At 71.6% G+C, this 25,920-nt stretch carries 18 protein-coding genes; 14 read left to right on the top strand and 4 right to left on the bottom strand.

The features are described 5' to 3' along the window. The first annotated feature begins 18 nt into the window (after positions 1–18). Together lepA and ABEA82_RS02380 are read left to right on the top strand one after the other, a co-directional pair. Positions 19–1,887, top strand: a complete 1,869-nt coding sequence (lepA, locus tag ABEA82_RS02385) for a translation elongation factor 4 (RefSeq protein ID WP_345659644.1) — start codon at positions 19–21, stop codon at positions 1,885–1,887. Between the two features lie 264 nt (positions 1,888–2,151). Beyond that, a complete protein-coding gene (locus tag ABEA82_RS02380) occupies positions 2,152–4,026 on the top strand; it encodes an AMP-dependent synthetase/ligase (RefSeq protein WP_345659643.1) in 1,875 nt (624 codons plus the stop codon). A gap of 113 nt (positions 4,027–4,139) precedes the next feature. On the opposite strand, the gene ABEA82_RS02375 is transcribed toward ABEA82_RS02380, so the two are convergent. Further along, a complete protein-coding gene (locus ABEA82_RS02375; protein ID WP_345659642.1) occupies positions 4,140–8,216 on the bottom strand; it encodes a HAMP domain-containing protein in 4,077 nt (1,358 codons plus the stop codon). Positions 8,217–8,387: 171 nt separating this feature from the next. Between ABEA82_RS02375 and ABEA82_RS02370 the strand changes: the two genes are divergently transcribed. Further along, positions 8,388–10,472: a SpoIIE family protein phosphatase gene (locus ABEA82_RS02370; protein WP_425588467.1), complete on the top strand. Its 2,085-nt coding sequence runs from the start codon at positions 8,388–8,390 to the stop codon at positions 10,470–10,472. Between the two features lie 62 nt (positions 10,473–10,534). Continuing rightward, a complete protein-coding gene (hemW, locus tag ABEA82_RS02365) occupies positions 10,535–11,767 on the top strand; it encodes a radical SAM family heme chaperone HemW (RefSeq protein WP_345659640.1) in 1,233 nt (410 codons plus the stop codon). A 206-nt stretch (positions 11,768–11,973) separates the two neighbouring features. On the opposite strand, the gene ABEA82_RS02360 is transcribed toward hemW, so the two are convergent. Both ABEA82_RS02360 and ABEA82_RS02355 read right to left on the bottom strand, forming a co-directional pair. After that, positions 11,974–12,774 (bottom strand): DUF3097 domain-containing protein, encoded by an 801-nt coding sequence (locus tag ABEA82_RS02360; protein WP_345659639.1) that lies wholly within the window; start codon positions 12,772–12,774, stop codon positions 11,974–11,976. Positions 12,775–12,805: 31 nt separating this feature from the next. Then, positions 12,806–13,537, bottom strand: a complete 732-nt coding sequence (locus ABEA82_RS02355; protein WP_345659638.1) for an MBL fold metallo-hydrolase — start codon at positions 13,535–13,537, stop codon at positions 12,806–12,808. 171 nt (positions 13,538–13,708) lie between these two features. Between ABEA82_RS02355 and hrcA the strand changes: the two genes are divergently transcribed. The 10 genes from hrcA to ABEA82_RS02305 all read left to right on the top strand — a co-directional run bounded on the left by hrcA (position 13,709) and on the right by ABEA82_RS02305 (position 24,402). Then, positions 13,709–14,725, top strand: a complete 1,017-nt coding sequence (gene hrcA / locus ABEA82_RS02350; RefSeq protein ID WP_345659637.1) for a heat-inducible transcriptional repressor HrcA — start codon at positions 13,709–13,711, stop codon at positions 14,723–14,725. After that, complete coding sequence (dnaJ, locus tag ABEA82_RS02345; RefSeq protein WP_033306348.1) at positions 14,725–15,861, top strand: molecular chaperone DnaJ; 1,137 nt, start codon at positions 14,725–14,727, stop codon at positions 15,859–15,861. Before hrcA ends, dnaJ begins: the two co-directional genes overlap by 1 nt. A gap of 100 nt (positions 15,862–15,961) precedes the next feature. Next, positions 15,962–17,035 (top strand): nitronate monooxygenase, encoded by a 1,074-nt coding sequence (locus tag ABEA82_RS02340; protein ID WP_345659636.1) that lies wholly within the window; start codon positions 15,962–15,964, stop codon positions 17,033–17,035. Next, complete coding sequence (locus tag ABEA82_RS02335; protein WP_345659635.1) at positions 17,032–17,772, top strand: 16S rRNA (uracil(1498)-N(3))-methyltransferase; 741 nt, start codon at positions 17,032–17,034, stop codon at positions 17,770–17,772. The genes ABEA82_RS02340 and ABEA82_RS02335 overlap by 4 nt, the downstream gene beginning before the upstream one ends. A gap of 16 nt (positions 17,773–17,788) precedes the next feature. Then, entirely contained in the window at positions 17,789–18,181 is a 393-nt protein-coding gene (locus tag ABEA82_RS02330; protein ID WP_345659634.1) for a VOC family protein, read from the top strand. A gap of 94 nt (positions 18,182–18,275) precedes the next feature. Then, a complete protein-coding gene (locus ABEA82_RS02325; protein ID WP_345659633.1) occupies positions 18,276–18,785 on the top strand; it encodes a hypothetical protein in 510 nt (169 codons plus the stop codon). 45 nt (positions 18,786–18,830) lie between these two features. Then, the gene (locus ABEA82_RS02320) at positions 18,831–22,025 is read left to right on the top strand and encodes a S41 family peptidase (RefSeq protein ID WP_486389413.1); all 3,195 of its coding nucleotides are present in this window, start codon (positions 18,831–18,833) and stop codon (positions 22,023–22,025) included. Between the two features lie 98 nt (positions 22,026–22,123). Next, positions 22,124–22,477, top strand: coding sequence for a histidine triad nucleotide-binding protein (locus tag ABEA82_RS02315; protein ID WP_345659632.1), 354 nt, complete (start codon positions 22,124–22,126; stop codon positions 22,475–22,477). 6 nt (positions 22,478–22,483) lie between these two features. Beyond that, positions 22,484–23,389 carry a ribonuclease Z gene (locus ABEA82_RS02310; protein WP_345659631.1) on the top strand — a complete coding sequence of 302 codons (906 nt, stop codon included), beginning with the start codon at positions 22,484–22,486 and terminating at the stop codon, positions 23,387–23,389. Positions 23,390–23,409: 20 nt separating this feature from the next. Beyond that, the gene (locus ABEA82_RS02305) at positions 23,410–24,402 is read left to right on the top strand and encodes an adenosine deaminase (RefSeq protein WP_345659630.1); all 993 of its coding nucleotides are present in this window, start codon (positions 23,410–23,412) and stop codon (positions 24,400–24,402) included. 3 nt (positions 24,403–24,405) lie between these two features. On the opposite strand, the gene ABEA82_RS02300 is transcribed toward ABEA82_RS02305, so the two are convergent. Then, entirely contained in the window at positions 24,406–25,719 is a 1,314-nt protein-coding gene (locus ABEA82_RS02300; protein ID WP_345659629.1) for an MFS transporter, read from the bottom strand. Between the last annotated feature and the right edge of the window lie 201 nt (positions 25,720–25,920).

The following is a 25,920-nucleotide window of genomic DNA, read 5'->3' as shown; positions in this document are numbered from 1 at the left end:
CAAGAATCAGGACCCTGCGTGCCCGCGATCCCTAGCCATGTGCCCGAGCCGAGCCGTACCGACCCGGCTCTGATCCGCAACTTCTGCATCATCGCGCACATCGACCACGGCAAGTCCACGCTCGCCGACCGGATGCTCCAGCTCACCGGGGTGGTCGAGCAGCGGCAGATGCGCGCTCAGTACCTCGACCGCATGGACATCGAGCGCGAGCGCGGCATCACGATCAAGTCCCAGGCCGTGCGTCTGCCGTGGGCTCCCACCCACGACAAGAGCAACACGCACATCCTCAACATGATCGACACCCCGGGTCACGTCGACTTCACCTACGAGGTCTCGCGGTCGCTCGCCGCCTGCGAGGGCACCATCCTCCTGGTCGACGCCGCCCAGGGCATCGAGGCCCAGACCCTCGCCAACCTCTACCTGGCGATGGAGAACGACCTCACGATCATCCCCGTTCTCAACAAGATCGACCTGCCGGCCGCGCAGCCCGAGAAGTTCGCCGACGAGCTGGCCCACCTCATCGGGTGCGACCCCGACGACGTGCTCAAGGTCTCCGCCAAGACCGGGCTCGGTGTCGAGGCGCTGCTGGACAAGGTGGTCGAGCAGGTCCCGGCCCCGGTCGGTGTGAAGGACGCCCCCGCGCGGGCCATGATCTTCGACTCCGTCTACGACTCCTACCGCGGCGTGGTGACGTACGTCAGGGTCATCGACGGGCAGCTCAACAAGCGCGAGCGCATCAGGATGATGTCCACGGGCGCCACGCACGAGCTGCTGGAGATCGGCACCAACTCGCCGGAGATGCTGTCGGCCGACGGCCTCGGCGTCGGCGAGGTGGGCTACCTGATCACGGGTGTGAAGGACGTCCGCCAGTCCAAGGTCGGTGACACCGTCACCAGCCAGCAGAAGGGCGCCGAGGAGCCGCTGGGCGGCTACAAGGACCCCAAGCCGATGGTCTTCTCGGGTCTGTATCCGCTGGACGGCTCCGACTACCCCGAGCTGCGCGAGGCCCTCGACAAGCTCCAGCTCAACGACGCCGCGCTGGTCTACGAGCCGGAGACCTCCGCCGCCCTCGGCTTCGGTTTCCGCGTCGGCTTCCTCGGCCTGCTGCACCTGGACGTGATCCGTGAGCGGCTGGAGCGCGAGTTCGGGCTCGACCTGATCGCGACCGCCCCGAACGTGGTCTACCGCGTCCTCATGGAGGACGGCACCGAGCACACCGTCACCAACCCGAGCGAGTTCCCCGAGGGCAAGATCTCGGAGGTCTACGAGCCGGTCGTGCGGGCCACCATCCTGGCGCCCAGCGAGTTCATCGGCTCGATCATGGAGCTCTGCCAGACCCGGCGCGGCACGCTGCTCGGCATGGACTACCTCTCCGAGGAGCGGGTCGAGATCCGCTACACCCTGCCCCTCGCCGAGATCGTCTTCGATTTCTTCGACCAGCTGAAGTCCAAGACCCGCGGCTACGCCTCGCTCGACTACGAGCCCACCGGCGAGCAGACCTCCAGCCTGGTCAAGGTCGACATCCTGCTGCACGGCGACAAGGTGGACGCCTTCTCGGCGATCACGCACAAGGACCAGGCGTACGCGTACGGCGTGCGGCTCGTCGCCAAGCTCAAGGAGCTGATCCCGAGGCAGGCCTTCGAGGTGCCCGTCCAGGCCGCCATCGGCTCCCGGGTCATCGCCCGCGAGACCATCCGCGCCATCCGCAAGGACGTCCTCGCGAAGTGCTACGGCGGTGACATCTCCCGTAAGCGGAAGCTGCTGGAGAAGCAGAAGGAGGGCAAGAAGCGGATGAAGATGGTGGGTTCCGTGGAAGTTCCGCAGGAGGCCTTCATCGCCGTCCTGTCGAGCGATGACAGCGCGGGGTCGGCCAAGAGCAAGAAGTAACGACTGGTTACCGTCGGTTACGCGGCAAACCGGGTAGAACAGGGGCCCGTCGTGCGAAAGTGCGGCGGGCTCCTGTGCGTATACGGGGTAGCTCTCTGTATGAAATGACAGGCCGCGGACCCTTACGCGGGGAGCGGTCGGCCTTTACTCTGATCCCTGCTCCATAGTTACTCGCGAGTTAAACAAGAGCGCGTGACCAGCAACTCGTGGGTATCAACCAGCCGCACCTGAGCCAGCCGCACTGTCGCGGGCCCGGAGGATGTCGTGAGCGACACACAGACCCTGATCGAGAACCGTCCGCCGTCCGTGGCGGGCCTCTTCCTGGAGCGCGTGGCGGCCACGCCGGACGCCGAGGCCTACCGCTATCCGGTGCCCTCTGGCTCCGGGCAGGGGCCAGACGACTGGAAGTCGCTGAACTGGGCGCAGGCCGCCGAACGGGTCTACGCCATCGCGGCGGGCCTCATCGAGCTGGGCGTCGAGCCCGAGCAGCGCGTCGCGCTCGCCGCCAGTACCCGGATCGAGTGGATCCTCGCCGACCTCGGCATCATGTGCGCCGGCGCGGCCACGACCACGGTGTATCCGCAGACCAACGCCGAGGAGTCCGCGTACATCCTGTCGGACTCCGAGAGCCGGGTGCTCATCGCGGAGAACGCCGAGCAGCTGGCCAAGGCGCGGGAGAAGCGCGCCGAGCTGCCCGACCTCACCCATGTGGTGGTCATCGACGCGGCCGGTGTCGAGACCGCCGACTGGATCCTCACCCTCGACGAGCTGGAGAAGCGCGGCGCGGCCCGGCTGGAGAAGGACCCCGAGCTGATCAAGGAGCGGGTCGGGGCGATCAGCAAGGATCAGCTGGCCACCCTCATCTACACCTCCGGCACCACCGGCCGCCCCAAGGGCGTGCGCCTCCCGCACGACAACTGGTCCTACATGGCGAAGGCCATCGCCGCGACGGGCCTGGTCAGCGGCGAGGACGTGCAGTACCTGTGGCTGCCCCTCGCGCACGTCTTCGGCAAGGTGCTCACCTCCGGCCAGATCGAGGTCGGGCACGTCACCGCCGTGGACGGCCGCGTCGACAAGATCATCGACAATCTGCCGGTGGTGCAGCCGACGTACATGGCGGCCGTGCCGCGCATCTTCGAGAAGGTATACAACGGCGTGGCCGCGAAGGCCCGAGCCGGCGGCGGCGCCAAGTACAAGATCTTCCAGTGGGCGGCCGAGGTCGCGCGCGAGTACGCCAAGGTCGCGCAGGACAACTTCCGGCGGACCGGCACCGCGTCCGTGCCGTTCGGCCTGGGCGTGAAGCACAAGGTCGCCGATGCGCTGGTGTACGCCAAGATCAAGGAGGCGTTCGGCGGGAACCTGCGGGCGTGCGTCTCCGGCTCGGCGGCGCTGGCACCCGAGATCGGGTACTTCTTCTCCGGCGCCGGCATCCACATCCTCGAGGGCTACGGCCTGACCGAGTCCTCGGCCGCCTCGTTCGTGAACCCGGGCGAGGCCTACCGCACCGGCACGGTCGGCAAGCCGCTGCCCGGCACGGAGGTGCGGATCGCCGACGACGGGGAGATCCTGCTGCGCGGGCCCGGGATCATGGAGGGCTACCACGGGCTGCCCGAGAAGACGGCGGAGGTGCTGGAGCCGGACGGCTGGTTCCACACCGGGGACATCGGCGAGCTGTCGCCCGACGGGTACCTGCGCATCACCGACCGCAAGAAGGACCTCATCAAAACCTCGGGCGGCAAGTACATCGCGCCGGCGGAGGTCGAGGGGCAGTTCAAGGCGGTCTGCCCGTACGTGTCCAACATCCTCGTGCACGGGGCCGACCGGAACTTCTGCACGGCGCTGATCGCGCTCGACGAGGTCGCCCTCACGGAGTGGGCGAAGGAGAACGGGCTGGAGGGGAAGTCGTACGCGGAGATCGTCGCCTCGCCGGTCACGGTGGAGATGGTCGACGGGTACGTGAAGCAGCTCAACGAGGGGCTTCAGCGGTGGCAGACCATCAAGAAGTTCCGGCTGCTGCCGCGGGATCTCGATGTGGAGCACGGGGAGATCACGCCGAGTCTGAAGCTGAAGCGGCCCGTGGTGGAGCGGGAGTACAAGCATCTGATCGATGAGATGTACGAGGGCTCTCGCGAGGCGTAGGGAGTGGCGGGGATCGCGTGGCGGCCGCGGGTTCGTCGTGGCTTGTCGCGCAGTTCCCCGCGCCCCTGAGTGCCCTTGTCCGCTCGGCGTTCGAGGTCCTGGATCTCTCGAGTTCATGACGGCGTGGCCTGCGGGTCCAGCAGTTCGCACACGACCGTCAGCAGCCGGTCGATGTCCACCGGCTTGGGCACGTAGTCGTTGGCGCCGCGGGCGATGGACTTCTCGCGGTCGCCGGGCATCGCCTTCGCGGTCAGGGCGACGATGGGCAGGTCGGCCCAGCGCGGGGTGCGGCGGATGGCGGAGATGGTCTCGTAGCCGTCCATCTCCGGCATCATGATGTCCATCAGGACCAGTTCGACCGCCCCGCTGCGCTCCAGCGTCTCGACGCCCTCGCGGCCGTTCTCCGCGTACAGCACGGTCATGCCGACCCGGCCGAGGACATGGGTGAGGGCGAAGACGTTGCGGATGTCGTCGTCGACGATCAGCACGCGCCGCCCGGCCAGGATCCGGCCCGGCCTGCCGGACGTCCACGCCTCCAGCCTGGTCGGTGAGGGCCAGGCGTCGTCCGTGTCGGGCGTCGCCGGGAGCGGTCCGGCGACGGCGGGCTGGAGGGGCAGCGGGAGTTCGGGTCGGTCCCCGGGGCGGGGTTGCGGCACCGTGTGACCGGGGCTGACGACCGGCACGTAGAGGGTGAACGTGGAGCCCTTGCCGGGCTCGCTCTCGGCGACGATCCGGCCGCCGAGCAGGCCGGCGATCTCCCGGCTGATGGACAGTCCGAGGCCGGTGCCGCCGTACTTGCGGTTGGTGGTGCCGTCGGCCTGCGCGAACGCCTCGAAGATCACCGGGAGTTTCTCCGGTGCGATACCGATGCCCGTGTCGGACACGGAGAACGCGATCACCTCGTCGGCGTCCCGTACGAAGCGGTGCTCGGTGTCCCGCACCCGGTCCACCCGCAGCTCGACCTTGCCCGTCGCGGTGAACTTGATCGCGTTGGACAGGAGGTTGCGCAGGATCTGCTGCAAGCGCTGCTCGTCCGAGTACACCTCGCGCGGCACGTCCTCGCCGACCGCCACCTCGAAGGCGAGCCCCCGGTCGAGGGTGAGGGGGCGGAAGGTGGCGTGAACGTAGTCGAGCAGCTTGATCAGGGGCAGCCGTTTGGGGCGTACGTCCATCCGGCCGGCCTCGATCTTCGACAGGTCCAGGATGTCGTTGATCAGCTGGAGGAGGTCCGAGCCCGAGCGGTGGATCGTCGTCGCGAACTGCACCTCCTGGTCGGAGAGGTGGCCGTCCGGGTTGTCGGAGAGCAGCCGGGCCAGGATCAGCAGCGAGTTCAGCGGGGTGCGCAGCTCGTGCGACATGTTCGCGAGGAACTCCGACTTGTACTGCGAGGACGTGGCCAGCAGGGCGGCCTTCTCCTCCAGTTCGGCGTTGGAGCGCTGCAACTCGCCCTGTTGCGACTGGAGTTCGTCCGAGCGCTCCTGGAGCTGCCGGGCCAGGCGCTGGGACTCGCCGAGCAGGGACTCCGTGCGGGAGTTGGCGATGATGGTGTTGATGGCGACGCCGATGGTGTTGACGAACTGGTCGAAGAAGGCCAGGTGCACATCGGAGAAGCGGGAGAAGGAGGCGAGTTCGATGACACCGAGGAGCTTGTCCTCGAAGAGGATCGGGATGATCACGATCGTGGTGGGAGCGGCTTCGCCCAGACCGCTGTTGATCTTGATGTAGTCCGGCGGAGCGCCCTCCACCAGGATGCGTTTCTTCTCCCGGGCCGCCTGCGCGACCAGACCGTGCACGGGGAGGCCGCCGGTCTCGACGGTCGCGTCCTGCGCGGCGCCGTAGCCGGCGATGAAGGCGAGCCCCTTGGTGGGGACCGTCGCCCCGTCCTCCTCCGGGTCGGCCAGGTAGAACGCGCCGTACTGCGCGCTCACCAGCGGCGTCAGCTCGCGCAGTATCAGGTCGGCGACCTCCATCAGGTCGCGGTGGCCCTGCATCAGCGCGGCGAGACGGGCCAGGTTGGACTCCAGCCAGTCCTTTGCGCGGGTGGTCTCGCGCAGGTTGGCCACCATCAGGTTGATGTTGTCCTTCAGCTCGGCGACCTCGCCCTGCGTCTCCACCGTGATCGAGCGGGACATGTCGCCCTGGGCCACGGCGGAGGCGACCTCGGCGATCGCACGGACCTGGGTGGTGAGGTTGAGCGCGAGTTCGTTGACGTTCGTCGTCAGGCGCTTCCACGTGCCGTAGACGCCCTCCACCCTGGCCTGGCCGCCGAGCTGTCCCTCGGAGCCGACCTCGCGGGCCACGCGCGTGACCTCCGAGGCGAAGGAGGACAGCGTGTCGACCATCGTGTTGATGGTCGTCTTCAGCTCCAGGATCTCGCCGCGCGCGTCCACGTCGATCTTCCGGGACAGGTCGCCCTGCGCCACGGCCGTGGCGACCTGGGCGATATTGCGCACCTGGGAGGTGAGGTTGTCGGCCATCGAGTTGACGTTGTCCGTGAGGTCCCGCCACACCCCGGAGACGCCCAGGACCTGCGCCCGGCCGCCGAGCCGGCCGTCGGTGCCGACCTCGCGGGCGACCCTCGTCACTTCGTCGGCGAAGGCGCGCAGCTGCTCCACCATCGTGTTGACGGTGTCCTTGAGTTCGAGGATCTCGCCGCGGGCGTCGACCGTGATCTTCTTCGACAGGTCGCCGTTGGCGACGGCCGTGGTGACCTGGGCGATGTTGCGGACCTGGGAGGTCAGGTTCAGCGCCATGAAGTTGACGTTGTCGGTGAGGTCCTTCCAGACGCCGGAGACGCCGCGGACCTGGGCCTGGCCGCCGAGGTTGCCTTCCGTGCCGACCTCGCGGGCGACGCGGGTCACCTCGTCGGCGAAGGCGGAGAGCTGGTCGACCATCGTGTTGATCGTGGACTTGAGCTCCAGGATCTCGCCCTTGGCCTCCACCGTGATCTTCTTGCCGAGGTCGCCCTGGGCCACGGCGGTGGAGACGAGCGCGATGTTCCGCACCTGGGAGGTGAGGTTGTCGGCCATGAAGTTGACGTTGTCGGTGAGGTCCTTCCAGACCCCGGAGACGCCCCGCACCTGGGCCCGGCCGCCGAGGTTGCCCTCGGTGCCGACCTCGCGGGCGACCCGGGTCACCTCGTCGGCGAAGGCGGAGAGCTGGTCGACCATCGTGTTGATGGTCGACTTGAGCTCCAGGATCTCGCCCTGCGCGTCGACCGTGATCTTCTGGGACAGATCGCCGTTGGCGACGGCCGTGGTGACCTGGGCGATGTTGCGGACCTGGGAGGTCAGGTTCGACGCCATGAAGTTGACGTTGTCGGTGAGGTCCTTCCAGACCCCGGAGACGCCCCGCACCTGCGCCCGGCCGCCCAACTGGCCCTCGGTGCCTACCTCGCGGGCCACCCGGGTGACCTCGTCGGCGAAGGCGGACAGCTGGTCGACCATCGTGTTCACGGTCAGCTTCAGTTCGAGGAGCTCACCGGTCGCCTCGACCTTGACCGTGCGGGTCAGATCGCCACGCGCCACGGCCGTCGTCACGGCCGCGATGTCCCGCACCTGCGCCGTCAGCCGGGACGCCATCGTGTTGACGGCCTCCGTCACGTCCCGCCAACTGCCCGACAGACCCCGCACCTTGGCCCGTCCGCCGAGCCGCCCCTCGGTGCCGACCTCGCGCGCGACCCGCGTCACCTCGCCCGTGAACAGGGAGAGCTGGTCCACCATCGTGTTCACGGCCCGGCCCAGGCGACGCAGATCGCCGCGTAACTGCCGGGTCCCGTCGTGCAGATCGACCCGCTGGGTCAGATCACCGCCGGCCACCGCGTCCAGAACACGTGTCGCATTCGCCGCCGGGGCGACCAGGGCGTCGAGCAACTGGTTCACGTCGTTGACGCGGGACGTCCACAGGCCCTGCCCCGGACTGGCCGAGAGCCGCTCGTCGAGCCGGCCGTGCCGCACCAGCTCCCGTCTCACCCGCTGCACCTCGGTGGTGAAGTGGACGCTGCGGTCCATGATCTGGTTGAAGACCGCGGTGAGTTCGGCCACCATCCCGTGGCCGGATTCCGGCGCCCGCGTGAAGTCGCCGTCGCGCGCGGCTGTCATCGCGGCGAGCAGGGGACGCAGATCGGATGCACGAATCTGACCGTCTTCGTACCTGTCTTCGACCACAGGAGTAGCACTGTTCTCACTCATGGCGGCCCACTTCGGTAACTCGATGCTTATGGGCGTGGCCAGTCTGTCACTCTGTCGGCATCGACTGTGGCGTATTCGTACGAACTGCCCGGGGAGCTGTCCATGGGGGCCATTCCGACGCAACGGGAGACCGCCTCCCGTGCATCAGAGGCGCCTGCACCCGCTTCGGAAATGCCTGTGCCCATCCAGAAAGACGGATCCGTCTCCGAGGATCCCGCACCGCCCGTGCCGGAGCGCGCGCGGGCGTACGCGGCCCTGTCCGGCAGCTCCCTCGCGCCGGGCGCCGCCCGCGCCCTGGTCCGCGACGCGCTCGCCGAGTGGACCGGACTCGGCCTGCCCGGCGCCGAGCACCTCACCGAACGCCTCGCCGACGACGCCCTGCTCATCGTCAGCGAACTCGTCACCAACGCCGTCGTGCACGCGGGGACCGACGTCGAGTTCGAGTGCCGGCTGGAAGGCGACGACAAGGACACGGCCGCCCTCGTCGTGGAGGTCTCCGACCACCACCCCTCCCGCGCCCCGCGCGGCGGCGAGCCGGAATCCCCGCACGAGACACCCGAGTACGGGCGCGGCCTGCGGCTCGTCGGCGCGCTCTCCGAGGCCTGGGGCATCACCTACCGCACGGGCCGGAAGACCGTGTGGGCGCGACTGCCCGCCGCGGGGTGCGAGGCGGACGAGCAGATCGAGGCGTACGCCGGGGATCAGGCGCTGGCGCGCGGGCTGCGGGTGGCGGAGATCCTGGCGCCGGAGCCGCTCCCGGGCGAGGGCGAGGGCGAGGGGCCGGCGGAGGGCGTCCACGACCGGCAGGACCTACGCGACGCACGGGACCTGCGCGACGCACGGGACCTGCGCGACGCACGGGACCTACGCGACGCGCAGGACGTACGCGACTGGTACGACCAGGACTGGCAGGAGCGGTACGGCCGCCGGGACGGTCAGGACGGTGCCTGGCTGGGGCACGGTGCCCTGTCCTTCCTCGCCGAGGCCTCCGACCTGCTCGCCGGACAGCTCGACGAGGACCTGGTCGCCGCCCTCGCCGGGCAGCTGATCGTGCCCCGGCTGGCCGACTGGTGCGCGGTGTGGCTGGAGGACGAGGCCACCGGCGGCGGCTGGAACGGCGGGGCAGCGGCGGGCGGACCCCGGCTGGCCCGGGTCTGGCACGCCAGCGAGAACCGCATCGAGGAGCTGCGCCAGGCCCTGGAGAAGGAGCCACCGCCCCCGTCCGACCCCTTGCGGTCCGGGCCCCTGGACTACCCCTGGCCCGGCGAGGCGCTCGGTGAAGCGCCCGGCGAACCGGGCTCGGCCCTGGCGTACCGGCTGATCGCCGGGGGACGCCCGCTGGGCACCCTGGTGATCGGGAGGTCCGGGACGCTCGCCTTCCCCGACGAGATCACCGGCCTCCTGGAGGACCTCACCCGCCGCGTCGCGCTCGCCATCGGCGCCGCCCGGCAGTACGCCCGCCAGGCCACCATCAGCGCCGTCCTGCAACGCGGACTGCTGCCCGGCGCCGTGGCCGAGATCCCCGGGGTGCGCAGCGCCCTCGTCTACGAGCCGTGCGACAAGGGCGGGCCCAGCGGCGACTTCTACGACCTGTTCCCGGCCGGCGACGGCCGTTGGTGCTTCGCCGTCGGCGACGTCCAGGGCAAGGGCCCCGAGGCGGCCGTCGTGATCGGCCTGGCCCGGCCCTGGCTGCGGCTGCTGGCCCGGGAGGGCTACCGGGTCGCCGACGTCCTGGACCGCCTCAACCAGCTCCTGCTCGACGACGCCACGGAGGCCGCGGACGCCGCGGCCCGGGCGCTGGTGGCGGCCGGCGCCCGGCCGACCCCGCCCGGCGACGGCCCCCAGACGCGCTTCCTGTCCCTGCTCTACGGCGAGCTGGTCCCCTTCGACGGCGGTGTCCGCTGCACCGTCGCCTCCGCCGGGCACCCGCTGCCCCTGCTGCTCGGCGCGGGCGGTGAGGTCCACACCGCCGCGCAGCCGCAGACCCTCCTGGGCGTCGTCGAGGACGCCACGTACACCAGCGACACCTTCGAGCTGCTCTCCGGCGACACGCTCCTGTGCGTCACCGACGGTGTCACCGAGCGCCGCTCCGGCTCCCGCCAGTTCGACGACGAGGACGGGCTCGCGGCGGCACTGGCCGGGTGCGCCGGGCTGGACGCCGAGCTGATAGCCGAGCGCATCAAACGGCTGGTGCACGAGTTCGGGGCGCGGCCCCCGGCGGACGATCTGGCGCTGCTGGTGCTCCAGGCGGACTGAGCGGACTGAGCGGGCCGAGTGCGGAGGGGGAGCGACCGCGCGGGTGCTGGACAATGGAAGGCATGCCTTCCGCACTCCCCGACGGCGAGCCCGTCCCCGACGACGGCGCACTGCCCGCGTCCGCACTCGCCGGGGCCGCCGACCGCCCGCTCGGGTTCTACCTGCACGTTCCGTACTGCGCGACCCGCTGCGGCTACTGCGATTTCAACACCTACACGGCGACCGAGCTGCGCGGCACCGGCGGTGTGCTCGCCTCCCGCGACAACTACGCCGAGACGCTGGTCGAGGAGGTCCGCCTGGCCCGGAAGGTGCTGGGTGACGACCCGCGGCCCGTCCGCACCGTGTTCGTCGGCGGGGGGACGCCGACGCTGCTGGACGCCGGTGATCTCGTACGGATGCTGGGCGCGATCCGCGACGAGTTCGGGCTGGCGCCGGATGCCGAGATCACGACCGAGGCGAACCCGGAATCGGTGGATCCGGCGTATCTGGCCGCGCTGCGGGAGGGCGGGTTCAACCGGATCTCGTTCGGGATGCAGAGTGCCAGGCAGCACGTGCTGAAGGTGCTGGACCGTACGCACACGCCGGGGCGGCCCGAGCGCTGCGTGGCGGAGGCGCGGGCGGCGGGCTTCGAGCACGTGAACCTGGATCTGATCTACGGCACGCCGGGGGAGAGCGACGACGACTGGCGGGCCTCGCTGGAGGCGGCGATCGGGGCCGGGCCCGATCACGTCAGCGCGTACGCCCTGATCGTGGAGGAGGGTACGCAGCTGGCCCGCCGGATCCGCCGGGGCGAGGTGCCGATGACGGACGACGATGTGCATGCCGACCGGTATCTGATCGCCGAGGAGACGCTCTCGGCGGCGGGCTTCGAGTGGTACGAGGTGTCGAACTGGGCGACCTCGGAGGCGGGGCGCTGTCTGCACAACGAGCTGTACTGGCGGGGGGCCGACTGGTGGGGGGCCGGGCCGGGGGCGCACAGCCATGTGGGGGGCGTGCGGTGGTGGAACGTCAAGCACCCGGGGGCTTATGCGGGGGCGCTGGCGGCGGGGCGGTCGCCGGGGGCCGGGCGTGAGGTGCTGGCGGAGGAGGATCGGCGGGTGGAGCGGATTCTGCTGGAGCTTCGGCTTCGGGAGGGGGTGCCGCTGTCGCTGCTGCGGGAGGAGGGGGTGGCTGCCTCGCGCAGGGCGTTGTCGGAGGGGCTTCTTCAGGCCGGGCCGTACGAGGAGGGGCGGGCTGTGCTGACGTTGCGGGGGCGGTTGCTGGCGGACGGGGTTGTGCGAGACCTGGTGGACTGAGGTGCTCGGGGTCGGGGCTGGGGGCGGGGGGTTGCGCAGCCCGGCGTAGCGGGGTACCGCTGCGCCCACCCGTGCCGCCCCTAGCGGCACGACTGCCCGCAGCTAGGCCGCGTTGCGGGGTGCCGCTGCGCCCACCCTCCCCCAAGCTCTCGGCTTCGCTCGAGCAGGGGGGACCCCCATCGCCCCAGCGGCACGACTGCCCGCAGCTAAGTCGTTACGAAGTCGATCAGTTCTTCTACTCTGCCCAGGAGCTGCGGTTCCAGGTCCTTGTACGAGTGCACTGCCGACAGGATGCGCTGCCAGGCCGCGCCCGTGTTCTCCGGCCAGCCCAGGGCCCGGCACACGCCCGTCTTCCAGTCCTGGCCGCGGGGGACGCGGGGCCAGGCGTCGATGCCGAGGGACGACGGCTTCACCGCCTCCCAGATGTCGATGTACGGGTGGCCGACGACCAGCGCGTGCTCGCTCGTCACCGACTCGGCGATGCGCCACTCCTTGCTGCCCGGGACCAGGTGGTCGACCAGCACGCCGAGGCGGGCGTCCGGGCCGGGGGCGAAGGACTCGACGATCGAGGGCAGGTCGTCGACGCCCTCCAGATACTCCACCACCACGCCCTCGACGCGCAGGTCGTCGCCCCACACCTTCTCGACCAGCTCGGCGTCGTGCCGGCCCTCGACGTAGATGCGGCCGGCGCGGGCCACGCGTGCGCGGGCGCCGGGGACGGCGACCGATCCGGAGGCCGTGCGCGTCGGACGCGCGGGACCGCCCGACGACGGCCGCACCAGCGTCACCACCTTGCCCTCCAGCAGGAACCCGCGCGGCTCCATCGGGAACACCCGGTGCTTGCCGAAGCGGTCCTCCAGCGTCACCGTGCCGGCCTCGCAGCGGATCACCGCCCCGCAGAACCCGGTCCCCGGCTCCTCGACCACCAGGCCCGGCTCCGCCGGAACCTCGGGCACCGGCGTCGGCTTCTTCCACGGCGGGGTCAGATCGGCGGAGTACTGGCGCATTCGGATGACGATAGGAGAAGGCGTACCGCGATCACCGCGACACGCCGAAACGCGCCGCCAGCGCGTCCCGTTGCTCCCGCACGAACGCCGCGTCCACCACCGCTCCGTGACCGGGCACGTACAGCGCGTCCTCGCCGCCGAGGGCGAGCAGCCGGTCGAGGGCGGCAGGCCACTGCGACGGCACCGCGTCCGGACCCGCCTGAGGCTCGCCCGACTCCTCGACCAGGTCGCCGCAGAACACCACCTCCGGATCGCCCGGCACCAGCACCGCCAGATCGTGCGCGGTGTGCCCCGGGCCGACGTTCGCCAGCAGCACCTGCCGGCCGCCGCCCAGGTCGAGCGTCCACTCGCCGGAGACCAGGTGGCCGGGCGGGACCAGCCGCTCCGCCGCCTCCTGGGCCGTGGGCGCCGCCAGGCCCTGGCGCACCCCGTCCGCGCGCAGTTCCTCGCGGTCCCGCGCCCGTGCCAGCAGCGCGTCCACGCCCACCGCGCCGAACACCTCGGTGTCCGGCAGCGCCGCGGCGCCGAAGACATGGTCGAAGTGCGGGTGGGTCAGCGCGAGATGCGTCACACGCTGGCCGGTGAGCGCCCGCGCCTGCGCGCCCAGTTTCGCGCCCTCGGCGAGGCTCGACCCCGCGTCGATCATGAGGACCGCCCCCTCACCGGCGACCAGCCCGATCGTGCAGTCCCACACCGGGAGCCGGCACCGCCCCACACCGGCGGCCACGCGCTCCCAGCCAAGCTCTTCCCAAGTCACCGTCATACGGCGACGCTAGCGGTGGCACCCGCTGCGGGCACGACAGCGCGCGACCAGCCTTGCCGGGGGTGTACCCCACCGCCGTACACTGGGCCGGGGAAAGCTGGCACTCGCACGCGCAGAGTGCCAGGCTCGACAGGCAGGACAACGGGCGGACGACTTCTGGAGGTGTGCGCGATGCTCAGTGAACGCAGGCTTCAGGTGCTGCGCGCCATCGTCCAGGACTACGTCGGCACCGAGGAGCCGGTGGGCTCCAAGGCCCTCACCGAGCGGCACAGCCTCGGCGTCTCCCCGGCCACCGTCCGCAACGACATGGCGGCCCTGGAGGACGAGGGGTACATCGCCCAGCCGCACACCAGCGCCGGGCGCATCCCCACCGACAAGGGCTACCGGCTGTTCGTGGACAAGCTGGCCGGGGTCAAGCCGATGACCGCGCCCGAGCGGCGCGCGATCCAGAACTTCCTCGAGGGCGCCGTCGACCTCGACGACGTCGTGGCGCGTACGGTACGGCTGCTCGCCCAGCTCACACGGCAGGTCGCCGTCGTGCAGTACCCGTCGCTGACCCGGTCGACCGTGCGGCACGTGGAGTTGCTCTCCCTCGCGCCCGCGCGGCTGATGCTCGTGCTGATCACGGACACCGGGCGGGTCGAGCAGCGCGTCGTCGACTGCGCGGCCCCGTTCGGCGAGGCCTCGCTCGCGGACCTCCGGGCGCGGCTCAACAGCCGCGTGGCGAACCGCCGTTTCGCGGATGTGCCGAGTTTGGTGGAGGATCTCCCCGAGGCGTTCGAGCACGAGGACCGGGGTACGGTCTCGATGGTGCTCTCCACGCTTCTGGAGACGCTCGTCGAGGAGAACGAGGAGCGGCTGATGATCGGCGGCACCGCCAATCTCACTCGCTTCGGGCATGATTTTCCCCTCACGATCCGGCCGGTGCTGGAGGCGCTGGAGGAGCAGGTCGTGCTCCTCAAGCTGCTCGGCGAGGCGAAGGATCCGGGCGTGACCGTACGTATCGGTCATGAGAACGCCCACGAAGGACTCAACTCCACGTCCGTCGTGTCGGTCGGCTACGGTTCGGGCGGCGAGGCTGTCGCCAAGCTCGGCGTGGTCGGACCGACCCGCATGGACTACCCGGGAACGATGGGAGCGGTACGCGCAGTGGCACGGTACGTCGGACAGATCCTGGCGGAGTCGTAGTGGCCACGGACTACTACGCCGTACTCGGCGTGCGCCGCGACGCGTCGCAGGAAGAGATCAAGAAGGCCTTCCGGCGGCTCGCACGCGAGCTGCATCCGGACGTCAACCCCGATCCGAAGACCCAGGAGCGGTTCAAGGAGATCAACGCCGCTTACGAGGTGCTGTCGGACCCGCAGAAGAAGCAGGTCTACGACCTCGGCGGCGACCCGCTCTCGCAGGCCGGAGGCGGCGGCGCGGGCGGCTTCGGAGCCGGTGGCTTCGGGAACTTCTCGGACATCATGGACGCGTTCTTCGGCACGGCGTCGCAGCGCGGTCCGCGCTCGCGCACCCGCCGGGGCCAGGACGCGATGATCCGTATCGAGGTGGAGCTCGACGAGGCGGCCTTCGGCACGACGAAGGACATCCAGGTCGACACGGCGGTCGTCTGCAACACCTGTAGCGGTGAGGGCGCGGCGCCGGGCACCTCCGCTCAGACGTGTGACATGTGCCGCGGCCGCGGTGAGGTGTCCCAGGTCACCCGGTCCTTCCTCGGCCAGGTCATGACCTCGCGGCCCTGCCCGCAGTGCCAGGGCTTCGGCACGGTGGTCCCGACCCCGTGCCCGGAGTGCGCCGGCGACGGCCGGGTCCGCTCCCGTCGTACGCTCACCGTCAAGATCCCGGCCGGTGTCGACAACGGCACGCGGATCCAGCTCGCCGGTGAGGGCGAGGTCGGGCCGGGCGGTGGTCCGGCGGGCGACCTGTACGTGGAGATCCACGAACTCCCGCACTCCACCTTCCAGCGGCGCGGCGACGACCTGCACTGCACGGTGACGATCCCCATGACGGCGGCGGCCCTCGGCACGAAGGTGCCGCTGGAGACGCTCGACGGCATGGAGGAGGTCGACATCCGCCCGGGCACCCAGTCCGGCCAGTCGATCCCGCTGCACGGCCGGGGCGTCACCCACCTGCGGGGCGGCGGACGCGGCGACCTCATCGTCCACGTCGAGGTCCAGACCCCGACCAAGCTCGACCCCGAACAGGAACGCCTGCTCCGCGAGCTCTCCAAGCTCCGCGGCGAGGAACGGCCCACGGGGCAGTTCCAGCCCGGGCAGCAGGGGCTGTTCTCGCGGTTGAAGGACGCGTTCAACGGGCGCTGACGAGGCTCGCCCAGGGGATCGGCGAGTGGCCTTCCCTCTGGTCTATGCCACACGGCAGGCCGGTTTCGGAGTTGTTCGGAGGACGTGACAACATGCGGTCATGTCCTCCGCGCTGACCGATCTCTTCCCGCACCCGATCGTGCAGGCCCCCATGGCGGGCGGAGTCTCCCTGCCGCGGCTCGCCGCCGCCGTGTGCGAGGCGGGCGGGCTCGGGTTCCTCGCCGCCGGGTACAAGACCGCCGACGGGATGTACGAGGAGATCAAGCAGCTCCGGTCCCTCACGAACAGGCCGTTCGGCGTGAACCTCTTCATGCCGCAGCCGGAGTACGCCGACCCCGCCGCCGTCGACGTCTACGCCCACCAGCTGGCCGGCGAGGCCTCCTGGTACGAGGCGGAGCTCGGCGATCCCGAGAGCGGCCGTGACGACGGTTACGAGACCAAGCTCGCGGTGCTGCGCGACAACCCCGTGCCCGTGGTGTCGTTCCACTTCGGCGCCCCGAGCCGGGAGGTCGTCGACGCCCTGCACCGGGTCGGCACCTTCGTCCTGGCCGCCGCCACCACCCCCGACGAGGCCCGGGCCGTCGAGCGCTCGGGCGCGGACGCGGTCATCGCGCAGGGCGTCGAGGCCGGCGGCCATCAGGGCACGCACCGGGACGTCCCCGAGACGGACGGCTCCGGTATCGGACTGCTGTCCCTGGTCGCCCAGGTCCGGGAGGCCGTGAGCATCCCGATCGTCGCCGCCGGCGGCATCATGCGCGGCGGCCAGATCGCCGCGGTGCTCGCGGCGGGCGCGAGCGCGGCGCAGCTCGGCACCGCGTTCCTCGCGACGTCCGAGTCGGGCGCGAACGCCCTGCACAAGCAGGCGCTGACCAACCCCCTGTTCGTCCGTACGGAGTTGACCCGGGCCTTCTCGGGCCGCCCGGCGCGCGGCCTCGTCAACCGTTTCCTGCGCGAGCACGGACCGTACGCGCCCGCCGCCTACCCCGAGATCCACCACCTCACCTCGCCGCTGCGCAAGGCCGCCGCCAAGGCGGGCGACGCGCAGGGCATGGCGCTGTGGGCCGGGCAGGGACACCGGATGGCGCGGGAGCTGCCCGCGGGGCAGCTGGTGGAGGTGCTGGCCGGTGAACTCGCGGCGGCCAGGTCGGCGTTGGCGGGCGGGGGCGTTCGATGACAGCTCCGGTCTTCGTGGTCGAGCACTTCGACGCGGGCGGCGGCGGCCGCTACGTCCTCGAAGGGCCGGAAGGGCGGCACGCCGTCTCCGTGAAGCGGCTGCGCCCCGGCGAGGACGTCGTCCTCACGGACGGGGCCGGGCGCTGGGCGGACTGCGTGGTGCTCGACACCGAGGGCAAGGACCGGCTGATCGTCCAGCTGGACTCGGTGACCGAGGAGCCGCCGGAGGAGCCCCGGGTCACCGTCGTCCAGGCCCTGCCCAAGGGCGACCGCGGGGAACTGGCCGTGGAGACCATGACCGAGGTCGGCGTCGACACGATCGTGCCGTGGGCGGCGGCGCGCTGCATCACGCAGTGGAAGGGCGACCGCGGCCTGAAGGCACTGGGCAAGTGGCGGGCGACGGCGCGGGAGGCCGGGAAGCAGTCCCGCAGGGTGCGCTTCCCCGAGGTCACGGAGGCGGCGACGACCAAGCAGGTCGCCGCGCTGCTGGCCGGAGCCGACTTCGCCGCCGTGCTCCACGAGAGCGGGGACGAGCCGCTGGCGACCGCCGAACTGCCGTCGTCCGGCGAGATCGTGCTGGTCGTGGGGCCCGAAGGGGGCGTGGCGCCGGAGGAGTTGGCACTGTTCGAGGGGGCCGGGGCGAAGCCGTACCGCCTCGGGCGCAGTGTGCTGCGCACATCGACCGCCGGGACCGCGGCCGCGGCCGTGCTCCTGGCTCGGACCGGCCGCTGGTCCTGACCACCTCGGAGGCACCGTGGAACTCGCCCAGGTACGACTGCTCGTGAACGACTTCGCCGCCTGCTACCGCTTCTACGACGAGGTGCTCGGCCTCAAGCCGCAGTCGGGCGCCGTGGACGGCCCCTACGAGAAGTTCAGCCCCACGGTGGGCTCCGCCGGGATCGCGTTGCAGGACCGGTCCATGATGGCCGGCGTGCTCGGCGAGCTGGGCGACGAGGCGGCCGGCCACCGCTCCCTGGTGGTCCTGCGCGTGGACGCCCTGAACGCCTACTGCGAGGAGATCACCCGACGCGGCGCCAGGATCCTCCACGGCCCCGCCCCGATGACGGACCGCATGCGCGTGGCCCATCTCAAGGACCCCGAGGGCAACTTGGTGGAGCTCCAGGAGTGGCTGCTGCTGCGCACCTGACGCCTTTGCGCCCTACCGCACCGCCCTCGTCGGTGGCAGGCTGCCCTCCATGGGGGCTTCGAGGAGGGTCCGGAGGGGCACGCGCGGTCGGCGGATGGCTCTGGCGGCGACGTTCGCGGTCGTCGCCGTGGGCGGCGCGGTCGCCTGCGAACCCGGCGCCATCAGCTCCGCCTCCGTCGCCTACACCACCGACGAGACCGTCACCAAGGAACTCAACCGCCAGAAGGCGGGCGTGCGTTGGCTCACCTGCACCGCCTCCTACGGCGAGGGCGGCACGAGCGCGAAGTCGACGCCCTCCGCGAGCCGGCGGACCGTCGCCACCGTCGACTGCGAGGGCGAGACGGAGGACGGCAAGGACATCACCGTCGACGGCGAGGTGACCCACGCCGTGGACGGTGCCTGTGTGCGCGGGAACATCACCGCCAAGGTGGACGGCAAGGTGTGGTTCGAGGTCGACGGGCTCGGCGACTGCGACAGCACCAGCCCCCCGCCCGTGGGCGGAGGACCCTCGAACGGGCAGCCCGGCCCCACCGTCACGGTGACCGTCACCCAGACCATCTGGTGCGACCGGTACCCGGACTGCCGCCCCGTCGAGGGCAAGTGATCCGAACCCTGTCCCCACGACGCCGTCCTTGCATAGGGTGATCAGGTGACATCGCCCGCATACCTCCGGTTCCCCCATGTGCACGGCGACCTGGTCGCCTTCACCGCCGAGGACGACGTGTGGCTCGCGCCACTCGACGGCGGCCGGGCCTGGCGGGTCAGCGCCGACAACGTGCCGGTGACCCAGCCCCGCATCTCGCCCGACGGCACCACCGTCGCCTGGACCTCCACCCGCGACGGCGCCCCCGAGGTGCACATCGCCCCGGTCGACGGCGGCCCCGCCAGGCGGCTGACGTACTGGGGCGGTGTGAAGACCCGGGTGTGCGGCTGGACCCCGGACGGCGAGGTCCTGGTGATCAGCACCCAGGGCCAGGCGAGCCTGCGCCGCACCTGGGCGCGTGCCGTCCCGCTCGACGGCGGCCCGGCCACCACCCTGCCGTACGGGCCGGTGGGGGACGTCGCCTTCGGGCCGCACCCGGTGCTCCTGTCCGCGCCGATGGGCCGCGAGGCCGCCTGGTGGAAGCGGTACCGCGGCGGCACGGCCGGCAAGCTGTGGATCGACCGCGACGGCGACGGGGAGTTCGTACGGCTCCACGAGGAGCTCGACGGGAACATCGAGTACCCGCTGTGGGTGGGAGAGAGGATCGCGTTCCTCTCCGACCACGAGGGGACCGGCGCGCTGTACTCCTCCCTCGCCGACGGGTCCGACCTGCGCAGGCACACGCCGCTCGACGGTTTCTACGCCCGGCACGCCGCCGGCGACGGCACCCGGGTCGTCTACGCCAGCGCCGGTGAGCTGTGGATGCTCGACGACCTGGACGGTGCCGAGCCGCGCCGGCTCGACGTACGGCTCGGTGGGCAGCGCGTCGACCTTCAGCCGTTCCCGGTGAACGCCTCCCGGTGGTTCGGGGCGGCTTCCCCCGACCACACCGCGCGCGGCAGCGCCGTCTCCGTACGCGGCTCCGTCCACTGGGTCACCCACCGCTCCGGACCGGCCCGCGCGCTCGCCGCGACCCCCGGGGTGCGGGCCCGGCTGCCGCGGACGTTCCGCGCCGACGGCGAGGAGTGGGTGGTGTGGGTGACGGACGCCGAGGGCGACGACGCCCTGGAGTTCGCGCCCGCCACCGGCCTCGCCCCGGGGGCGACACCGCGCCGGCTCGCCGCCGGGCAGCTCGGCCGGGTGCTGGACCTCGCCATGGCGCCCGACGGCAGCCGCGCCGCCGTGGCCTCCCACGACGGCCGTCTGCTGCTCGTCGAGCGGGAGACGGGCGAGGTGCGGGAGCTGGACCGCAGCGAGGACGGAGACGTGTCCGGGCTGGTCTTCTCGCCCGACTCGTCCTGGCTCGCCTGGTCCCACCCCGGCCCGCGGCCCCTGTGCCAGCTGAAGCTCGCCAACACCACCGACCTGTCGGTCACCGAGGCGACCCCGCTGCGCTTCCAGGACTACGCGCCGGCGTTCACGGTGGACGGCAAGCACCTCGCGTTCCTGTCGACCCGCTCCTTCGACCCGGTCTACGACGAGCACGTCTTCGACCTGGCCTTCGTGGAGGGCGCCCGGCCGCACCTCATCACCCTCGCGGCCACCACCCCCTCCCCGTTCGGGCCGCAGCGGCACGGCCGGTCCTTCGAGACACCCGACCGGGAGGAGACCCCGGACAGCGAGGGCACCCCCACCACCCGCATCGACCTGGAGGGGCTCGCCGACCGCATCGTGCCGTTCCCGGTGGAGGCCGCCCGCTACTCCAACCTGCGCGCCGCCAAGGACGGCGTCCTGTGGCTGCGCCACCCGGTCGCCGGTGTGCTCGGCGCGTCCCGGGCCACCCCGGACGACCCCGACCCCAAGTCCGAGCTGGAGCGGTACGACCTCGCCCAGCAGCGCGTGGAGCATCTCGCCGTGGACGCCGACCACTTCGAGGTGAGCGGCGACGGCAAGCGGGTCCTGCTGTGGACCGACGGACGGCTGAAGGTCGTGCCCAGCGACCGGCGCGCCTCGAACGACGACGACAGCGACAGCAACATCACCGTCGACCTCAGCCGCGTACGCCAGTTCATCGACCCGGCCGCCGAGTGGCGGCAGATGTTCGACGAGAACGGCCGCATCATGCGCGACCACTTCTGGCGGCCCGACATGAGCGGCGTCGACTGGGCCGGCGTCCTCGACCGCTACCGCCCGGTCGTGGACCGCTGCGCCACCCACGACGACCTCGTCGACCTGCTGTGGGAGGTACAGGGCGAACTCGGCACCTCGCACGCCTACGTCACCCCGCGCGGCGGCTTCGGCGGCGGACCCCGCCAGGGCCTGCTCGGCGCCGACATCTCCCGCCACGAGGACGGCAGTTGGCGCGTCGACCGCATCCTGCCCTCCGAGACCTCCGACCCGGACGCCCGCAGTCCGCTGGCCGCGCCCGGCGTCGCGGTGCGCCCCGGGGACGCGATCCTGGCGATCGCCGGACAGCCGGTCGACCCGGTGACCGGCCCCGGCCCGCTGCTGATCGGCACGGCGGGCAAGCCCGTCGAGCTGACGATCTCCCCGTCCGGCGGCGGCGACCCGCGGCACGCCGTCGTCGTCCCGGTCGCGGACGAGGAACCGCTGCGCTACCACGCCTGGGTCACCGACCGGCGCGCCTACGTCCACGAGAAGTCCGGCGGCCGCCTCGGCTACCTGCACGTTCCCGACATGCAGGCGCCCGGCTGGGCCCAGATCCACCGTGACCTGCGCGTGGAGGTGGCCCGCGAGGGCCTGGTCGTCGACGTCCGCGAGAACCGCGGCGGCCACACCTCCCAGCTGGTCGTCGAGAAACTCGCCCGCCGTGTCGTCGGCTGGGCCGTGCCCCGCGGGATGCGCGCCTACAGCTACCCCGAGGACGCCCCCCGCGGCCCCGTCGTCGCCGTCGCCAACGAGTTCTCCGGCTCCGACGGCGACATCGTCAACGCCGCGATCAAGGCCCTGGGCCTCGGCCCGGTCGTCGGCACCCGCACCTGGGGCGGCGTCATCGGCATCGACAGCCGCTACCGACTCGTCGACGGCACCCTCGTCACCCAGCCCAAGTACGCCTTCTGGCTGGAGGGCTACGAATGGGGAGTGGAGAACCACGGCGTGGACCCCGACGTGGAGATCGTCCAACGCCCCCAGGACTACGCGGCAGACAGAGACACCCAACTGGACGAGGCCATCCGACTGGCACTGGAGAGCCTGGAGACAGCACCGGCGAAAACGCCCCCGGCCATGCCAACCCTTTAGGGGCGCGGGGAACTGCGCGACCAGCCACAACGCACCCGCACCCGACGACGATACGATGCCCGAGTCGGACACAAGATCGGCCAACCCCCGGAGGGACCATGGCAGGGGAGCCCCAGGAAGACTGCCTGTTCTGCAAGATCGTCGCCGGCACCATCCCGGCGACCATCGTCCGCGAAACAGACACCACCGTCGCGTTCCGCGACATCAACCCCCAGGCCCCCACCCACGTCCTGATCATCCCCAAGGCGCACCACGAGAACGCCGCCGCCCTCGCCACCGCCGACCCGGCCCTCACCGCGGACGTGCTCCGCGAGGCCCAGGCCGTCGCCGACCAGGAAAAGCTGGAGAGCTACCGCCTCGTGTTCAACACCGGCAGCGGCGCCGGCCAGACGGTCTGGCACGTGCACGCCCACATCCTCGGCGGCCGCGGCCTCGAATGGCCCCCGGGATGATCCGCGTTGTCCGTACGTGAACTCGTGGTGCTCGGCACCGCCAGCCAGGTCCCGACCCGGCACCGCAACCACAACGGCTACCTGCTCCGCTGGGACGGCGAGGGCATCCTGTTCGACCCCGGCGAGGGCACGCAGCGCCAGATGCTGCGCGCCGGGGTGGCCGCGCACGACCTCGACCGGATCTGCGTCACGCACTTCCACGGCGACCACTCCCTCGGCCTCGCCGGCGTGATCCAGCGCATCAACCTCGACAAGGTCCCGCACGAGATCACCGCCCACTACCCCCGCTCCGGGCAGCGCTTCTTCGACCGGCTCCGGTACGCCACCGCCTACCGCGAGACCGTCGGTATCACCGAGGCCCCGGTCGCTGCCGACGGGCCCCTCGCCCATACGGAGGGCTACACGCTGGAGGCCCGCAAGCTGTCGCACCCGGTGGAGTCGTACGGCTACCGGATCATCGAGCCCGACGGCCGCCGCATGCTGCCCGAGCGGCTCGCCGCGCACGGCATCAAGGGCCCGGACGTCGGCCGGATCCAGCGCGAGGGCTCCCTCGGCGGGGTCTCGCTCGACGACGTCAGCGAGGCGCGGCGCGGGCAGCGGTTCGCGTTCGTCATGGACACCCGGTTGTGCGACGGCGTGCACGCGCTCGCCGAGGGCTGCGACATGCTCGTCATCGAGTCGACGTTCCTCGACGAGGACGAGGAACTCGCCGTCGAGCACGGGCATCTGACTGCCGGTCAGGCCGCCCGGGTGGCCCGGGACGGCGGTGTGCGGCACCTCGTGCTGACCCACTTCAGCCAGCGCTACACCGACCCGGACGATTTCGAGCGGCAGGCCCGGGCCGCCGGGTACGAGGGTGAGCTCACCGTGGCGCATGATCTGCTGAGGGTGCCGGTACCGAAGCGTCGGTGAAACAGCCGTACGATGAATTGATGTCCCTCCCCAAAGCCGAACTGCACCTTCACATCGAAGGCACCCTGGAACCGGAACTCGCCTTCGAGCTCGCCGCGCGGGGCGGCGTCACGCTGCCGTACGCGTCCACGGACGAGCTGCGCGAGGCGTACCGGTTCGAGGACCTCCAGTCCTTCCTGAACCTGTACTACGAGCTGATGGCCGTCCTGCGCACCGAGCGGGACTTCGAGGACCTCGCGAACGCCTACCTCGAACGTGCCGCCGCCCAGGGCGTGCGGCACGCGGAGATCTTCTTCGACCCGCAGGCCCACACCAGCCGCGGTCTGGAGCTCGGCACGGTCGTCGAGGGGCTGTGGCGCGCGCTGGGGAACAGTGAGGCGAACCACGGCGTCTCGACCCGGCTGATCCTGTGCTTCCTGCGCGACGAGTCCGCCGAGTCGGCCCTGGCCACGCTGGACGCCGCCAAGCCGTACCTGGACCGGATCACCGGCGTCGGCCTCGACTCGGCCGAGGTCGGGCACCCGCCGGTGAAGTTCCGCGAGGTCTACGAGGCCGCCGCCGCGCTCGGGCTGCGGAGGGTCGCGCACGCCGGTGAGGAGGGGCCGCCGGAGTACATCATCGAGGCGCTGGACATCCTCGGCGTGGAGCGGGTCGACCACGGGCTGCGCTGCGTGGAGGACCCGGCGCTGGTGGAGCGGCTGGTGCGCGACCGGGTGCCGCTGACCCTGTGCCCCCTGTCGAACGTCCGGCTGCGCACGGTCGACACGCTCGCCGACCACCCGCTGCCCGCGATGCTGGACGCCGGCCTGATGTGCACGGTGAACTCGGACGACCCGGCCTACTTCGGCGGCTACGCCGGCGACAACTTCGACGCCGTGCGCGAGACCCTCGGCCTGACCGAGGACCGGCTGCGCGAGCTCGCCCGCAACTCCTTCCTCGCCTCCTTCCTGGACGACGACGAGGAGCTGCGGGCGCGGTATCTCGCCGAGGTGGAGGCGTACACCTTCACCTAGGGCCTAGAAGACCTCCGACCCCGCCTTGTCGTAGTCACGCTGGGCGGGGACGGCAGGGGTCTCCACGGGGATCTCCACCACCGGCTGTTCCGGGGCGCCGATCTCGGGGACGGCGCCGGTGGGGGTGCCCGTGGCGGCGGCGACCAGGGCGGCCGGGTGACCGCCGCGGCGGCGGATCGCGCCGGGCAGCAGCGGGCGTCCGCCGGTGTGCAGGGCGACGGCGGTCATCGGCAGGGCGATGACCAGCAGACCGGCGGCCAGGATCGTGCCCATGACCGGGAAGCCGGCCTGCGCCGACAGCACACTGCCGGTCAGCGGCCCGGCGGCCGTGCCCAGCGAGGACGCCGAGCCGACCAGCACCGCCCAGCGGCCGCGCGGGTCGAGCGAGGCGGCGAGGCCGATCAGGTAGGACAGCACCACCGGGTACAGCGTGTTCCAGGCGATCTCGCCGGTCGCGAAGCTCGTCAGGTCGGTCGCGGAGGCGCTGAGCACGATGCAGCCGGCGATGAGGACGGTGCCCGCCCCGATCGGCACGGCGCGTCCCAGTCGCGCCCCGAGCGCGCCCGCCGCGAGGACACCGGTCAGCCCGGCCACCAGGGCCACGGCGAAGACGGCGCCGACGGTGGCCTCGCCGAGGCCGGCCTGTGCCAGGCCTATCTGTCCGCTCACGCCCCACAGGGAGTTCTGGGCGAGCGACCAGCACAGCATGGCGGCGGCCAGCAGCAGCCCGGAACGGGCGTGCGGCAGCCGGGCCTTGTCGTGCCGGGTGGGCGCGGCGGGGGCACCGGCGGGGAGCCGGCCGGTGAGCGGCCAGACGGCCAGGGCCGTGAGGGCGATCGCGGCCAGCGGCAGGCCGTGCCCCGGACCGAGGTGCGGGACCGTCAGATACACGGCGCCCGCGAGGGCGGAGACGCTGAGCAGACCGGCCGTGGACGCCCGGTGCGGATCCCGCTGCCCGGCTATCAGGGTGGCGGCGACGGTGGTGGCCGTGCCGGAGCCGAACCCGCCGACGACCGCGCCGGTGACGACGGCCGGGACGGCGGTGGTCAGCGCGGCGGCGCCGTAGCCGAGCAGGGCCAGGGCGAGACCGAGCCGGGCGAGGGTGCGGGCCCCGATCCGTTCGACGCGCGAGGCCAGGACGAATCCGGCGGTCGCCGAACTCAGCAGCAGCGCGCTGCCGACGGCGCCGGCCTGCGTGGTGGAGAGCGGAAGGCCCGAATCGAGCCGGCCGACGGTGGTCGGCAGCAGATACGGAGCGAGGTACCCGGCCGTGAAAAGGGCGACGAGGGGCCAGGGGGTGGTGCGGGGGGCGAACACGGGCGTTCCCAGGGCATGCGAAAGGAGCGGAAGAAAAGGGGGAGGGGGCGACGACCGTCGACGGACAGGAACGCGCGGGCAATTTGTATCAAGCAAGTAGTCGGGGACGAGAACCCGGGGGGTGTGATGTGGGGCACGTTGCGTTTGGGGTGCTGAACCCCGGGTAGACGAGAGCCTTTCGAGCGGTGTTTCAGGACTCTC

The organism is Streptomyces venetus (assembly GCF_039540295.1).
GTDB classification, from domain to species: domain Bacteria; phylum Actinomycetota; class Actinomycetes; order Streptomycetales; family Streptomycetaceae; genus Streptomyces; species Streptomyces venetus.
The sequence above is the reverse complement of the archived record's forward strand: the minus strand, read 5'-3'. Positions and strand labels throughout refer to the sequence as shown.

Coding starts and splice junctions, on each gene's coding strand:
- ABEA82_RS02305 (WP_345659630.1), top strand. CDS start 23,410: ATGTCCCTCCCCAAAGCCGAACTGCACCTTCACATCGAAGGCACCCTG.
- ABEA82_RS02370 (WP_425588467.1), top strand. CDS start 8,388: ATGCCTGTGCCCATCCAGAAAGACGGATCCGTCTCCGAGGATCCCGCA.
- hemW (WP_345659640.1), top strand. CDS start 10,535: ATGCCTTCCGCACTCCCCGACGGCGAGCCCGTCCCCGACGACGGCGCA.
- ABEA82_RS02315 (WP_345659632.1), top strand. CDS start 22,124: ATGGCAGGGGAGCCCCAGGAAGACTGCCTGTTCTGCAAGATCGTCGCC.
- ABEA82_RS02375 (WP_345659642.1), bottom strand. CDS start 8,216: ATGAGTGAGAACAGTGCTACTCCTGTGGTCGAAGACAGGTACGAAGAC.
- ABEA82_RS02335 (WP_345659635.1), top strand. CDS start 17,032: ATGACAGCTCCGGTCTTCGTGGTCGAGCACTTCGACGCGGGCGGCGGC.
- ABEA82_RS02360 (WP_345659639.1), bottom strand. CDS start 12,774: ATGCGCCAGTACTCCGCCGATCTGACCCCGCCGTGGAAGAAGCCGACG.
- hrcA (WP_345659637.1), top strand. CDS start 13,709: ATGCTCAGTGAACGCAGGCTTCAGGTGCTGCGCGCCATCGTCCAGGAC.
- ABEA82_RS02340 (WP_345659636.1), top strand. CDS start 15,962: ATGTCCTCCGCGCTGACCGATCTCTTCCCGCACCCGATCGTGCAGGCC.
- ABEA82_RS02325 (WP_345659633.1), top strand. CDS start 18,276: ATGGCTCTGGCGGCGACGTTCGCGGTCGTCGCCGTGGGCGGCGCGGTC.
- ABEA82_RS02355 (WP_345659638.1), bottom strand. CDS start 13,537: ATGACGGTGACTTGGGAAGAGCTTGGCTGGGAGCGCGTGGCCGCCGGT.